Source organism: Mesobacillus sp. QJM3NY_10 (assembly GCF_056173465.1).
Genome location: NZ_CM149675.1, coordinates 4,086,399 through 4,099,267, shown reverse-complemented (window position 1 = coordinate 4,099,267; position 12,869 = coordinate 4,086,399). Strand labels below are relative to the sequence as shown.

The window sequence follows — 12,869 nt, the reverse complement described above, 5'->3', positions numbered from 1 at the left end:
GAAGAAAAATAGGTAGTTAAATCTATTTATTAGTCAAATAGCAACAAAGTTTGAGAAAAGAGCTTATTAAAATAATCTCGCCTGCTTTAGTGGGCTGTTGTCGAGTTTAGTGAGTTGAAATTTTTCAACCAACTTTCACCAATATCAGATCAAAATATCACGCTTTTTGCCTCTCCTTCATAGAGTGTTATTGGGATTGAAGGAGGGAGTTGTGATCATGATCGACATGTCACCTATTGAAATAGAAGGCAGGACGTTCTTATGCATTTCTGTAAAACTGCCGAAGACAAACCTGCTTGTCGTTACAGGAGATAAAGGATACATTATGTGCGGAGCTCTGGATGTCGCACTTCTCAATGAAAAACTTAAGGGCAGGAAGGTTATTGCCGGCAGGGCGGTTGGCGTAAAAACAATCGAGGAATTGCTCGATGCCCCGCTGGAGTCCGTCACCTATGAAGCGGAAAACCTTGGTGCAACAAAAGGGATGATCGGCAAAGAAGCATTGCTGCTCATGAATTAAAAAGACAGCCTGTTTGGCTGTCTTTTTGCTTGTATAAAAAACTATTAACTTTTTACACTTAGATTAGTGTCCAGCTCCAGCACCTAGCCCCTCGAGTCGCTTGTCTAGTTTCGCCTCCTAGAAACTCCGAAACTTCAACTCCGCCGGCAGAAGCAAAAAGCGCTTCTTTGTCGGAGTCTCCAGTTTCTGCGTTTCTGGGCAGTCGGCTATACTTTTCGCTTTCGGTCCGCCTAATGAAGTTAAAGAACAACTTCACTAGTCGGCCCTCCAAGGCACACGATGTGCTAGACCCGCCAGCCACAGGATAAGGAAAGCTTCGAAGCGATTCATCGCACGACCGAAAGCGGTAGCTTTTGGGAGGACGTGGCGTTTTTAGGCGGGCAGCGCTTGTCGGGGCTGACCAAGGCGCTTGCGCTTTCTAGTTTGCATGTGAACATATTGTGGCAATTGTTAAGAATCAATGGAGCTATCCGATATATTAGTTGAACTGCTTTTTTCCCAACTTAAAAATGCAAAAGGCATCACCACTCTTATAATTATTGTGATAGAATATAAGAAAATATTGTCGTTTTATGTAAAATTTTCTTGTTTTCCTGGCTTTTTTTCGGAAGTTATCGCGGAAATTAGCCACCACCAACTAACAGATAAAGTGGGAATTGACATGAGACTCGTAGCCACCACTTCGGTAGAGGAAGGGGCTTTACTCGGAAAAGCCATCTATAATGACAAGGGCCAGGTTCTTTTAAACGTAGGCGCACGGCTCGAAGGCAAAATCCTTAGCCGACTAGAAGAGTTTGGTATTGACTATATTTATATAAAAGACCCTGATACAGACGATATCATTGTGAGAAACTCCATATCAGATGAATTGCGCGTCAATGCGATTATGACGATTGGGGATACATTCAAGCAAATTCAGCTGGATTCGAAGGTTTCACAAACCTTTGTACTGGAAAAATCAGCGAGGAAATTCAAGAAGCTGATCAGTGCTTTGCTTGATGAGCTTCAGAGGAGCAAAGAGCTGTTGAATTTGCTGTCCGATGTGTTTCTGCATGACCACTATATTTTTTCTCATTCATTGAATGTTACTTTATATGCCTTGGCTATTGGCATCGAAATGAAGCTGACTCCAAAAGAGCTTGAGCAGCTGGGGCTCGGTGCGATTTTACACGATGTTGGAAAAATGAAGGTTCCAGAAGAAATCCTATCAAAACCAGGCAAGCTGACTGTGGAAGAGTTCCAAGTCATTAAAGCCCACGCTGAGGATGGCTTTCAGATGCTCAGGAATATCCCGACCGTTCCGCTGATAGTGGCTCATTGTGCCTATCAGCATCACGAACGCTTGAATGGTGCAGGATATCCACGTGGATTGAAGGGTGACGAAATCCACTTATTCGGAAAGATACTTGGTGTGGCTGATGTGTTTGATGCCGTTACTTCTAATCGTGTATATCGGCCAGCGATGCTTCCGCATGAAGGCCTTGAAATCCTCTATTCGGGTTCAGGCAGCCTGTTTGATCCGAAGATAGTCGACGCCTTCCGAAGAGCAGTGGCGATATATCCGGTCGGCCTTACCGTTATGTTAAGCGATGGGCGAAAGGGAGTAGTGGCTGAGCAGAATCCTGGCTTGAGTGAGCGCCCTGTTGTCCGTATTCTCGAAGAAAACGGCCGTAAAGTAGAGCCATACCAGCTTGATTTGCAATCGAACCTATCCCTGATGATTGTCAGCTGTGATACGGTGATCAAATATGAGTACGCCGCTAATTATTAATTTTTCCAGATTGGTAATTTAGAATTGCAGGCATAAACTTTAAATACTTTTTAGGCTAGTTCCCCCCTTTGAAGCATACATATAGCTTTAGAGGGGGGATTTGTTTTGGCAAAATTCGGCCGGCGGCTGCCTCGAAAAGGGCCCTTGCCTTTCAGGTATGTATTCCTGCTGACATTCGTCTTTTTTTCCTTTTCAACAGCAGCAGGATTGTGGGTCATAGATAAAGGGCTCGAGCCCACATTGATGAAATACGCGGAATCCCAGACAAGAAAAATTGCCACGCTTGTAATCAATAAGGCGATCAATAAGAAGATTGCCAATGGGATGGATATTGATAAAGTAATTGAATTTGTTCCGGTGGATGGCGGAACGACTACTGTAGTGAAATTCAATACCGAAATCATCAACAGGGTAAAAGCTGAAACGACTAACATTGTGCAAATGAACCTGAAGGAAGCAGAAAGAGGGCATCTCACTTCACTCGAGATGCTGACAGATGTCGAGCTTGTCACCGATGAAGAGGACAGGGAAGCAGGAATCATATATTACGTTCCATTGGGCCAGGCCACCAATAATGCACTTCTTGGTAATATGGGCCCGAGAGTTCCTGTGAAATTCAATGCAATCGGGGATGTGACCTCAGATGTGGTCTGGGATACCGAGGAGCACGGAATCAACAATACGTTAATCAATGTTTCAGTAAGAGTCAAGGTCAACGTCCAAATTATTATACCGTTTGCGACTAAAATAGCCACTGTGCAGGAAAATATTCCGATTGGCAGCTTCTACTACCCTGGAAAAGTACCGCAATTTTATAATGGCGGCGGGGGTGTCGTACCACCTGCTATTCAGGTTCCAGGTACGCCTGGGCAATAAAAACAGTTGTCAAGTTAGCGATATTGTTATATTATAAAATCAATTGAATAATAAACCACATCATTCCGATGGGGTAGAGGCGCAGGATTCAAGAGTAAGCTGTGTGAGGATGACAACGTTGATCACAGCTAAAAGGGAATTTTGCCGAAGCAATAATCAGTGAGTCACATTTTTTATTGCTGGGGATACTTTGAACAAGAGTATCACTGTCATTATGGAGGTATATCCATAATGGGGAGCTACAGATCGTGATGGAGACACTAGTTGCTTATTAAGGGCAGCGATAGAATGTTCTCTATCGTTGCCCTTTTTTATTTATTTTTAAAAAGTAGCTACAACTCTTTTCATGTAAAAGTTTCCCCCTGTCAAAAACAAGGAGGAGAAAGAAAGAATGGAGAACACAATTTTTTCATTGCTGCCGCCATTAGTGGCAATCTTAATGGTAGTGATCACAAGGCGAGTGCTATTGTCTTTGGGGACAGGCATCATCGCAGCGGCTTTTTTGCTCGCTGAATTTAATATCGCAGAAACATTTGCAATTATGTGGGACGCGATCAAGGGGATTGTTGTCGCAGATGGCGAACTGAACACGTATAGCCTGTACATCATCCTATTTCTATTATTATTGGGTACAATCACAGCGTTCATTTCCATTTCAGGCGGAAGCCGTGCGTTTGGCGAATGGGCGATGAAGCGTGTGAAAACAAGAGTCGGAGCACAGCTTGTCGGCGCATTTTTAGGCGTTATTATTTTCATTGATGATTATTTCAATGCTTTGGCAGTCGGTCAAATTACACGCCCGATCACAGACCGACAAAAGGTTTCTCGTGCAAAGCTTGCTTACTTGATCGACTCTACTTCTGCACCTGTCTGTGTCATTTCCCCAATTTCGAGCTGGGGTGCTTACATTATTGCGTTGATTGGTACCATCCTCGCTGCTCATGGAGTTAGCGAATATACGGCATTTTCAGCGTTCATGCAAATGGCGCCAATGAACTTTTACGCACTTGCAGCGTTAGCGATGGTCTTTATCGTAGCTCTAAGAAATATCGAAATTGGACCTATGAAAAAGCATGAAGAACGTGCGATCACGGAAGGAATCGTCGTTCCACAGGACAAGCCTGTACCGGGCGAACTGAAGGATGACCTTCCTACAAGCACAAAAGGGACAGTTGGAGACCTTGTATGGCCGATTGTAGCCCTTGTCGCTGGAACTGTAGGCATGATGCTTTGGACTGGAGCAAGCGCTGTGGAAGGCAATGTTACCATCTTAGCGATTTTCGAAAACACAGATGTAACGAAGTCTCTTGTTACTGGCGGATTGCTTGGACTAGCTGTTGCACTGATTCTGTTTGTAAGGCAGGCAGTAGTGTTAAAAGGCGTCAATGCCAATGTTTTTGGCAAAGGAATTGTTGAGGGCATTAAGTCAATGCTCCCGGCTATTTATATCCTGTTCTTCGCATGGGTCATTGTTGATTTGATTGGAAGACTTGAAACTGGCAAGTATCTTGCTGGTATTGTTGAAAGCTCTAATATTAATATCTCATTCCTGCCGTTCCTGCTATTCCTCGTAGCTGGAATCATGGCTTTCTCAACAGGAACTTCATGGGGATCATTCGGCATCCTGCTTCCAATTGCCGGGGACATCGCTGCTGCAGCTGATATCAACCTTATGCTGCCAGCATTAGCAGCAGTATTGGCGGGCGCGGTTTTTGGTGACCACTGCTCACCAATATCCGATACTACGATCCTTTCATCAACAGGAGCTGGCTCACACCACTTAGACCATGTCATGACCCAGCTGCCATACGCTTTGATTTCCGCTGCGATAGCATCTGTCGGATTCCTGATCATTGGTTTCACTGGCAGCACTTTAGGAGCACTTGCGGCTGTGGCAATCTTGCTTGTTGCCTTTGCTTTCATTTTTGGAAGCAAGACAACCCAGGAAGAAGTGTTAAAAGAAAATCTTGCAGAATAATGTTAAGGCTGTCTGACTTTCAGACAGCTTTTTTCATATTTTGAAAAAAGTAGGAATAGAATCCTAATTAATAGGGAGTATTGGTATAGTTGGGAAAATTTTTTAGGAAAAATTTTATTATGACCAAAATAATATTTTGACAAGCAATTAAAAACTAGCTATACTATTCCTAGACTAAATAATCTGAAAATATAAAACTTTCTAATTATCAACATTTTCCAGGTGATTAGAAGGCGAGGGGGATTAAAAATGGAAAATCGTCCACAGTGGGGAACGAGGGCAGGATTCATTCTTGCCGCAGTAGGATCGGCAGTCGGGTTGGGAAATATTTGGCGCTTCCCGGGAGTAGCATATGAGAATGGCGGAGGAGCATTCTTCTTCCCATACCTATTCGCACTCTTGACAGCAGGTATTCCAATTTTGATTTTGGAATTCACGATCGGTCATAAGTACCGCGGGTCTGCACCATTAAGTTACTTTAAAATGCGTAAAGGTGCTGAGTGGATTGGCTGGTGGCAGCTTGCCGTATCCTTTGTCATTTCGACTTATTATGCAGTAATCATTGCATGGGCAATGTCTTACGCTTATTTTTCACTAAGCAAGCAGTGGGGAGATGACCCGCTATCATTCCTTGTAGGTGATTATTTAAAGGTAGTTGACGCTGGTCAAGTTGGAAGTATCGTACCAGGTGTATTCCTTCCATTGGTCATTGTTTGGGTCATCACTCTTGGTATTTTGTTCAAGGGAGTCAAGAAAGGTATTGAAGTTGCGAACAAGATTTTTATTCCGGCACTTGTTATTTTATTCTTTGTAATCGTTGTTCGCGCATTGACTCTTGATGGAGCGATTGATGGTGTCAATGCATTCTTCAAGCCAGACTGGAGCCAAATCCTGAATGGTAAAGTATGGGTGGCGGCTTATGGACAGATTTTCTTCAGTTTATCCATTGCTTTTGCCATCATGATCACTTACTCAAGTTATCTTCCTAAGAAATCTGATATTACAAACAATGCATTCATTACAGCATTTGCTAACTCTTCCTTTGAGTTGCTGGCTGGTATCGGGGTATTTGCAGCATTGGGCTTCATGGCAATGCAGCAAGGTGCTCCAATTGACGAAGTAGTAAGCAAAGGTGTCATCCTTGCATTTGCGGTATTCCCGCAGATCATTAATGAATTGCCTGCCTTCAGCGCAGCATTCGGAGTATTGTTCTTTGTCAGTTTGACACTGGCGGGACTGTCTTCACTAATTTCAATCGTTGAGACTTATGTTGCAGGTGTGCAGGATAAATTCAATGTTTCCCGTACAAAAGCTGTTGCAATCGGCGGCGGTCTATCAGCTTTGATTTCTGTCCTGTTTGCAACTCAGGGTGGTTTGAACTTCCTTGACTCAGCGGATGCTTTCATCAATAACTATGGTGTTGCTCTTGCAGGGCTAGTAGAAGTTGTCTTTATCGTTTGGGTAGCGAAGGAACTGAACAACCTCCGCAGCCATGCTGATGCCATCTCAGATATTCGCCTTGGAAGCTGGTGGGTCATTTCTTTGAAATATATCACTCCAATCGTTTTGGGTATCATGATGGTTATGAATATCATGACAGATATTAAAACAAGCTACGGCGGCTACCCAGTGATGTTTAACGTTTACTCTGGATGGCTAGTGGCAATCGGTGCGATCGTTGCTGGATTTGTTTTCGCTAAAGCGAAGAAATGGGATAAAGCGCTATACGAAATTCCACAAGACAAGGGGGTTTCAAAATAATGGATCTTAGTGCATTAGTAATGATGGTTGTAGGTATGGTAATTATCTGGGGAGGACTTGCAGCGAGTGTCATACACGCAGTAAGGAAAGCCCGTTCATAAAATGTGAAGGCCAACCGGAATGGTTGGCCTTTTTGTATGCCAGAAAGTATAAATTTCCACTTCGAGAATTGTCTAGCTTCAGCGCCTAGCCCCTCGAGTCGCTTCGGTCCGCCCAATGAAGTCAAATAGCGACTTCACTGGTCGGCCCTCCGAGGCACACGATGTGCTAGACCCGCCAGCCACAGGACGTGGCGTTAAGGGCGGGCAGCGCTTGTCGGGGCTGAACAAGGCGCTTGCGCTTTTCTTATTTATTTCTTCAGCCTTGCTCTTTCTTGCCTGGCCCACATTTTCAGATGTGGATATGGATCAAATGACCATTCGGTATACCCATTATCCTTGTACATGCCATAATGCAGATGGGGAGGGAATTTACCGCTTGTTCCTGGAGGCCCATACCCCGAGCTGCCGACACCGCCGATCACAGTTCCTGGCTCGACAATCTGCCCAACCTTAAGGTCTTTCGCGAAGCCGCTCAAATGGGCGAAATAATGGTAAGTATTATTGATATCTCGAATTCCGACACGCCATCCGCCATACTTGTTCCAGCCCTTCATTTCAACGATTCCATATCCTGTCGCGCGTACAGGGACACCATAGCCAGCAAAAATATCTGTTCCTTCATGAATCCTTCTGCCGCCCCAGCCCCGGGCGTCGCCCCATGTATTGTTGTAACTATGGTTGCTCCTTAGTGGCATAGGAAAGACATGAGTATCAAGGTCTAAACGCCCATAGTGCTTGTAAATCATCGCTTTGCCAATGATGATCCCAACAGTTTTATCGCGCTTATAATAGTTCCACAGCCCAATTTTCAAGTTCTCATGATCGGTTCCATATGAAAGCAAGTATTGTGCAAAAGCCTGGAGTACATCTTCATCATCCTTTAAACTTGCTTTGCCATCACCGTTCCCGTCGAAACCAATTCCATTGAAAAATTGAATGGAAACGGGATTATTATCTTCAAGATTAGGGTTCAAGAGCCCGGCCCATTCTTCCGGTTTGAAATAAACCCCGGCAACTCCTTCTGCCTTGGGCAAATCTTTTCTTGCCTGGCGGACATTCCGCTCATATTGGTCCACCGCGGCAATATAATACCAGGGGATCTGGGTAACAGCTTCTACTTTGGTATAGAGTTCCATCCTTTTTTTATAAACATCTTCTTGCCCCTGCTCAGCTGCGGTTGCTTTATCCATGAACAGGCAAGGGGATAGTAAAAAAAGAACGATAACTGCTTTAAGGAATTTCACCGTAATCCTCCCTTCATGATCTAGCTCGTTTAATTTCCAGCGTCAGCGCTTCTTTTTGGAAAAAGCTAGCGCTTGTGCTTTTCTATGTCTAGCTCCAGCGCCTAACCCCTCGAGACGCTTCGGTCCGCCCAGTGAAGTCAAAGAACGACTTCACCGGTCAGCCCTCCAGCGCTGGTCGGGGTTGACCACGGCGCCTCCGCTTTTCTTGTTATAGTTTGCGATGATGGGGATTTTTCATAAATATCAAATAATGGTAATCGCAAGTTTATCGTACTTGTCGATAGTTTTTCATTGTGTTAAAGTGACATCAGAAGCTGTATACTGGCCTTGATTTTTACATGGTGTTCTTGATGTAATGCAGCAGGAATGGAGTGAAAATAATGAGCAAAAAAGAGGTACAGAGAAAGCCTGATTGGCTGAAAATAAAGTTAAATACGAATGAAAACTATACAGGCTTAAAAAAGATGATGCGCGAGAAAAACCTACATACTGTATGTGAAGAAGCAAAATGCCCGAACATCCACGAGTGCTGGGCAGTTAGAAGGACCGCGACCTTCATGATCCTTGGGGATGTATGTACGCGTGCATGCCGTTTTTGTGCTGTAAAAACTGGCCTTCCAACTGAGCTTGACTGGCAGGAGCCAGAAAGAGTGGCGGATTCAGTTACACTTATGAACCTTAAGCATGTCGTAGTAACTGCCGTTGCCCGCGATGACCTGAAGGATGGGGGAGCAGCTGTTTTTGCCGAGACGGTAAGAGCCATCCGCAAGAAAAACCCATTTACTTCAATTGAAGTATTGCCTTCAGATATGGGCGGAGTTGAGGAAAACCTGAAAACACTTATGGATGCACGTCCAGATATCCTGAACCACAACATCGAAACGGTTAGAAGCTTGACGCCAAGAATCCGTGCACGTGCAACTTATGAGCGTTCACTTGAGTTCTTGCGCCGCGCTAAAGAAATGCAGCCAGATATCCCGACGAAATCCAGCATCATGGTAGGCCTGGGTGAAACGAAGGAAGAGTTAATACAAGCGATGGATGATTTGCGTGCCAACAATGTGGACATTCTTACCCTTGGTCAATACCTGCAGCCTTCCAAAAAGCATCTTGAGGTTCAAAAATACTATCATCCTGACGAATTTGCCGAGCTAAGGGAAATCGCGATTGAAAAAGGCTTTAGCCATTGCGAAGCAGGCCCACTTGTTCGTTCATCGTATCATGCGGATGAGCAGGTTAATTCAGCTGCAAAACATAGGCAGCAGCTTGCAGAGCAGGAAGCTAAGCAGGCGTAATTGAAAAGCGCAAGCGACTTGAGGGGTTAGGCGCTGGAGCTATACACTAATATTTTTTACAAAAAGATAAGTTTTTTGAAACCTAAAAAAAGAGTTCAGCATATATCAAATGCTGAACTCTTTTCATTATTTTCCTTGTTGCATCTGTCTAGAGATATCATCTTTATCCGTTTCTTCATTCAATTCGCCTTCTGCTTCACCATTGGCATTTTCACCAGAGGTCATGTCACGGCCTTGAGGAGACTTAAGCATTTGTTTGACGACGCCATCGACCAATTCGTCTACATCGCGGCTATCTGTATCGAGTGAGGCAAAGTTCTCGACCTCATTGCGCAGGCTGGTGTCGTCGGAAACGTAAACATGGAACCAGCGCGGAACCACTGACATCGCCATTCGTTTCACCTGGTCCGCAGTCTGGTCGCGGTTTTCCGAGTCTGTCTCGTATACGATCAAGACTTCCTCGTCGGTTACAAGTGTCGACACATCATCTACATTCTGTGCCATTAAACTAAACCTGCTGATCATTTCTGCAATTTGCTCGCGGTCGATTGCCTGGTACGCATTCTCCATATCATCGGCGCCCATTACACCTGTTTTTTGATGGCGCACATAACCAAAGTCCTCGCTTCTATCATTGAACCCTTTTCGGCCATCCTCATTATATAATTCTGGACGTTGGTCATTGGCATTCAATGTATTCCCGCTTTGCTGGTATATTCCAGCTCCGCCATCTCGGCCGGCTGGTGAGGCGTTATCGTCTCCGCCTGCACATCCCGTCATAGCCACTGTTCCGCAAATGCCAAGAGCCATTATTGCTTTTTTCAATTAAAACACCCCCTAATCATTAGAATGGCTCTGAAATTATTTTTTTTGCTTAGTAATTGATGGGGAATAAGTTATAATTAAGAAAAGTGCAAGGTTCAATCCTTGCCATTGGACAGAGAACAATACAGATCGTTACGGAAAAAGAGGTGGACCTACCGATGATTTGCATCAATAATCTATGTTATGAAATAGTGGACGAAAGCAGGGATGGCTTTAATGAAGAAGCCTTTCGCGCCAGATACAGTGAAATCTTAACGAAATATGACTATATTGTTGGCGACTGGGGATATGGACAACTCCGGTTAAGAGGCTTTTTCGATGATCAAAACCAGAAGTCAACTTTCGATACGAAAATCAGTACCGTCAGCGAGTACTTATATGAGTATTGCAATTTTGGCTGCGCTTATTTTGTCGCTAAGAAGGTTGCGAAACAAAGCCAGGATAAATAGAAACAAGAAATGCTCCAATCATTATGATTGGAGCATTTCTTGTTTCTTAAAGATCACTATACGGCGGCTGTTCGCTTTCATTCGGGTCATCATGGGTTGGGTGGGCACCCGCTTCCTTACGAGGTGTTCCTTGATGAAGGGACTTGAACTCGTAGTTGAAGTTGCTGTAGGTCCGCTGTCCCTCGCGCCAAGGAGTGCTTTTGCCTTCTACGGGCTCGTCCTTCCGGAACGGGGACCCATATGCGCCCTCTGGAAAGTCTTCGGCCGTAATATAATTGCGTTGCTTTTCAACATTCGAAAAATCAGAGTACTTTTCGCTGTCTTCCTTACTCATGAACTCACCTCTTTGCTTGTTGTCCCCTTAGTATTTCTTTGGTAAGACAAATCAAACAAACAGTTCATTCCAGATTTAAAGGATCGGTCGCAGGAATGAGCGAAGTTCTTCTGCGTCTTCTTCAGATAGATTGTAGGCAAATTCGAGATAACCTTCTTCAGCGAGGTCATCCTGGCCGAGGATGGCGAAGCGGCTTCCCTGGATATCCATCACGATGCTCTTGCCGTAGTACCGCCCAGTCTGCATGATGGCAAGGTCAAAGCGTTGATTTTCACCAACAAAGCTTACATAACGCGTTTTTGTTTCTTCAGTTTCATCGTATAAAAAAAATTGTTCGGTCATCGTGATCCCCCTTAGTATGTATAACTTCTAAACCATCACTAGGTGTGGCTTGTGTTCAAGATGATGGTGTGCTGTGATGTAACGGACCGTTTTGGTTTTGGAACGCATGACAATGGAGTGTGTTTCAACAAGATCTCCACCGAGGAAACGTACACCGTCGAGCAGTTCGCCGCTCGAAACACCAGTCGCGGCAAAAATCGCATCGTCTCCGGAAACAAGGTCATGTAGCATCAGCAATTGTCTCGGATCCTTCAAGCCCATTGCAATGCAACGCTCTTCTTCCTCCAGGGTTTGCTGTACAAGCCTTGCTTGCATATCTCCGCCTAGTGCCTTGATGGCAGCAGCAGAAATGACTCGCTCCGGTGCGCCGCCTGTTCCCACGAATAGATCGACACCTGTATGGGGCAGAGCAGTCGCAATCGAAGCACCTACGTCGCCATCACCAAACAGCTTGACTCTGGCTCCTTTTTGCCTTACACGCTCAATCAGATCATTGTGGCGGTCACGCTCCTGAATGATGACAGTTAGATCCTGGATTCGTTTATTGTTGGCCTCAGCGACGATTTCAATCGTCTTTTCAATTGGGTCATCAAGACTTACTTTACCAGCGGCGTTTTTACCAACCGCGATTTTCTGCATGTACATATCAGGTGCATGGAGGAGGGTGCCTTTATCTGCGACCGCAATAACAGCCATTGCATTATTATGCCCCTTGGCGACGATATTCGTCCCCTCCAGCGGGTCCACCGCAATATCCACTTTTGGGCCCATCCTTGTGCCCAGCCTTTCTCCGATGTAAAGCATCGGAGCCTCATCCAATTCCCCTTCACCGATCACGACGATTCCATCCATATTGACTGAATCGAACATTTTGCGCATTGCAGTTGTGGCAGCATCATCCGCTTCATTTTTCTTGCCGCGGCCCATCCACTGAGCAGATGCCAGCGCGGCAGCCTCCGTAACTCTGACGATCTCAAGTGCCAATTCGCGTTCCAAATGTTTCTCCTCCATTTTCGACAGCATTCTCACTCAACATCAATCTTACCAGAAAAACAATAATTTCTGAATTTTTCAGGGGATTTTTATCATTTTGAAGAGCAATTTCAAGTTCGGACAACTACGGCAGGTTATGAGGAAAAGCTGTCAAGAAAAGAGTGGAATTGTGACAGGTTTGAATGGAAAACGGGAAAAGCTGTCAAGAAAAGTGCGGAATTTTGACAGGTTTGATGGGATATCAGGAAAAGCTGTCAAGAAAATCCCAGAATCGTGACAGGTTTGAAGGGAAAGCGAGAAAAGCTGTCAAGAAAAGCCCGGAATCGTGACAGGTTTGAAGGGAAATCATGAAAAGCTGTCAAGAAAAGCCTGGAATCGTG

The 12,869-nt window shown here is 44.8% G+C and carries 13 protein-coding genes and 1 riboswitch; of the genes, 8 read left to right on the top strand and 5 right to left on the bottom strand.

Features of this window, described 5'->3' with window-relative positions:
• Nucleotides 1–217 precede the first annotated feature (217 nt).
• The 6 genes from AC0VX7_RS20745 (at nt 218) to AC0VX7_RS20720 (ending at nt 7,007) form a co-directional block, all read left to right on the top strand.
• Nucleotides 218–520: a YunC family protein gene (locus AC0VX7_RS20745; protein WP_041966118.1), complete on the top strand. Its 303-nt coding sequence runs from the start codon at nt 218–220 to the stop codon at nt 518–520.
• A 661-nt stretch (nt 521–1,181) separates the two neighbouring features.
• Nucleotides 1,182–2,291, top strand: a complete 1,110-nt coding sequence (locus AC0VX7_RS20740) for an HD-GYP domain-containing protein (RefSeq protein ID WP_475425710.1) — start codon at nt 1,182–1,184, stop codon at nt 2,289–2,291.
• 105 nt (nt 2,292–2,396) lie between these two features.
• Nucleotides 2,397–3,167: a sporulation protein YunB gene (yunB, locus tag AC0VX7_RS20735; RefSeq protein ID WP_475425709.1), complete on the top strand. Its 771-nt coding sequence runs from the start codon at nt 2,397–2,399 to the stop codon at nt 3,165–3,167.
• 66 nt (nt 3,168–3,233) lie between these two features.
• Nucleotides 3,234–3,417, top strand: a riboswitch (Lysine riboswitch).
• 141 nt (nt 3,418–3,558) lie between these two features.
• Nucleotides 3,559–5,145: a Na+/H+ antiporter NhaC family protein gene (locus tag AC0VX7_RS20730; protein ID WP_475425708.1), complete on the top strand. Its 1,587-nt coding sequence runs from the start codon at nt 3,559–3,561 to the stop codon at nt 5,143–5,145.
• 249 nt (nt 5,146–5,394) lie between these two features.
• Nucleotides 5,395–6,906 (top strand): sodium-dependent transporter, encoded by a 1,512-nt coding sequence (locus AC0VX7_RS20725; protein ID WP_215030432.1) that lies wholly within the window; start codon nt 5,395–5,397, stop codon nt 6,904–6,906.
• The gene (locus tag AC0VX7_RS20720) at nt 6,906–7,007 is read left to right on the top strand and encodes a methionine/alanine import family NSS transporter small subunit (protein WP_023626578.1); all 102 of its coding nucleotides are present in this window, start codon (nt 6,906–6,908) and stop codon (nt 7,005–7,007) included. The genes AC0VX7_RS20725 and AC0VX7_RS20720 overlap by 1 nt, the downstream gene beginning before the upstream one ends.
• 248 nt (nt 7,008–7,255) lie before the next feature.
• On the opposite strand, the gene AC0VX7_RS20715 is transcribed toward AC0VX7_RS20720, so the two are convergent.
• A complete protein-coding gene (locus AC0VX7_RS20715; protein ID WP_475428214.1) occupies nt 7,256–8,197 on the bottom strand; it encodes a M23 family metallopeptidase in 942 nt (313 codons plus the stop codon).
• Nucleotides 8,198–8,631: 434 nt separating this feature from the next.
• Here AC0VX7_RS20715 and lipA point away from each other — a divergent pair, with 434 nt between their 5' ends.
• Complete coding sequence (lipA, locus tag AC0VX7_RS20710) at nt 8,632–9,546, top strand: lipoyl synthase (protein ID WP_475425707.1); 915 nt, start codon at nt 8,632–8,634, stop codon at nt 9,544–9,546.
• Nucleotides 9,547–9,672: 126 nt separating this feature from the next.
• Here the strand turns inward: lipA and AC0VX7_RS20705 are convergent, their stop codons facing one another.
• Nucleotides 9,673–10,371: a YhcN/YlaJ family sporulation lipoprotein gene (locus AC0VX7_RS20705; RefSeq protein WP_215030447.1), complete on the bottom strand. Its 699-nt coding sequence runs from the start codon at nt 10,369–10,371 to the stop codon at nt 9,673–9,675.
• 158 nt (nt 10,372–10,529) lie between these two features.
• Between AC0VX7_RS20705 and AC0VX7_RS20700 the strand changes: the two genes are divergently transcribed.
• A complete protein-coding gene (locus AC0VX7_RS20700) occupies nt 10,530–10,820 on the top strand; it encodes a YutD family protein (RefSeq protein WP_475425706.1) in 291 nt (96 codons plus the stop codon).
• 46 nt (nt 10,821–10,866) lie between these two features.
• Here the strand turns inward: AC0VX7_RS20700 and AC0VX7_RS20695 are convergent, their stop codons facing one another.
• The 3 genes from AC0VX7_RS20695 to glpX all read right to left on the bottom strand — a co-directional run bounded on the left by AC0VX7_RS20695 (nt 10,867) and on the right by glpX (nt 12,492).
• On the bottom strand, nt 10,867–11,154 hold the full coding sequence (locus AC0VX7_RS20695) for a cytosolic protein (RefSeq protein ID WP_215030449.1): 288 nt from the start codon (nt 11,152–11,154) through the stop codon (nt 10,867–10,869).
• Between the two features lie 75 nt (nt 11,155–11,229).
• Nucleotides 11,230–11,496: a DUF3055 domain-containing protein gene (locus tag AC0VX7_RS20690; protein ID WP_475425705.1), complete on the bottom strand. Its 267-nt coding sequence runs from the start codon at nt 11,494–11,496 to the stop codon at nt 11,230–11,232.
• A gap of 27 nt (nt 11,497–11,523) precedes the next feature.
• Nucleotides 11,524–12,492: a class II fructose-bisphosphatase gene (glpX, locus tag AC0VX7_RS20685; protein WP_475425704.1), complete on the bottom strand. Its 969-nt coding sequence runs from the start codon at nt 12,490–12,492 to the stop codon at nt 11,524–11,526.
• Between the last annotated feature and the right edge of the window lie 377 nt (nt 12,493–12,869).

Excerpts from the sequence above, each read along its gene's own strand:
- AC0VX7_RS20745 (WP_041966118.1), top strand. The coding sequence starts at position 218 with ATGATCGACATGTCACCTATTGAAATAGAAGGCAGGACGTTCTTATGC.
- AC0VX7_RS20740 (WP_475425710.1), top strand. The coding sequence starts at position 1,182 with ATGAGACTCGTAGCCACCACTTCGGTAGAGGAAGGGGCTTTACTCGGA.
- AC0VX7_RS20730 (WP_475425708.1), top strand. The coding sequence starts at position 3,559 with ATGGAGAACACAATTTTTTCATTGCTGCCGCCATTAGTGGCAATCTTA.
- AC0VX7_RS20725 (WP_215030432.1), top strand. The coding sequence starts at position 5,395 with ATGGAAAATCGTCCACAGTGGGGAACGAGGGCAGGATTCATTCTTGCC.
- AC0VX7_RS20720 (WP_023626578.1), top strand. The coding sequence starts at position 6,906 with ATGGATCTTAGTGCATTAGTAATGATGGTTGTAGGTATGGTAATTATC.
- AC0VX7_RS20715 (WP_475428214.1), bottom strand. The coding sequence starts at position 8,197 with ATGGATAAAGCAACCGCAGCTGAGCAGGGGCAAGAAGATGTTTATAAA.
- lipA (WP_475425707.1), top strand. The coding sequence starts at position 8,632 with ATGAGCAAAAAAGAGGTACAGAGAAAGCCTGATTGGCTGAAAATAAAG.
- AC0VX7_RS20700 (WP_475425706.1), top strand. The coding sequence starts at position 10,530 with ATGATTTGCATCAATAATCTATGTTATGAAATAGTGGACGAAAGCAGG.
- AC0VX7_RS20695 (WP_215030449.1), bottom strand. The coding sequence starts at position 11,154 with ATGAGTAAGGAAGACAGCGAAAAGTACTCTGATTTTTCGAATGTTGAA.
- AC0VX7_RS20690 (WP_475425705.1), bottom strand. The coding sequence starts at position 11,496 with ATGACCGAACAATTTTTTTTATACGATGAAACTGAAGAAACAAAAACG.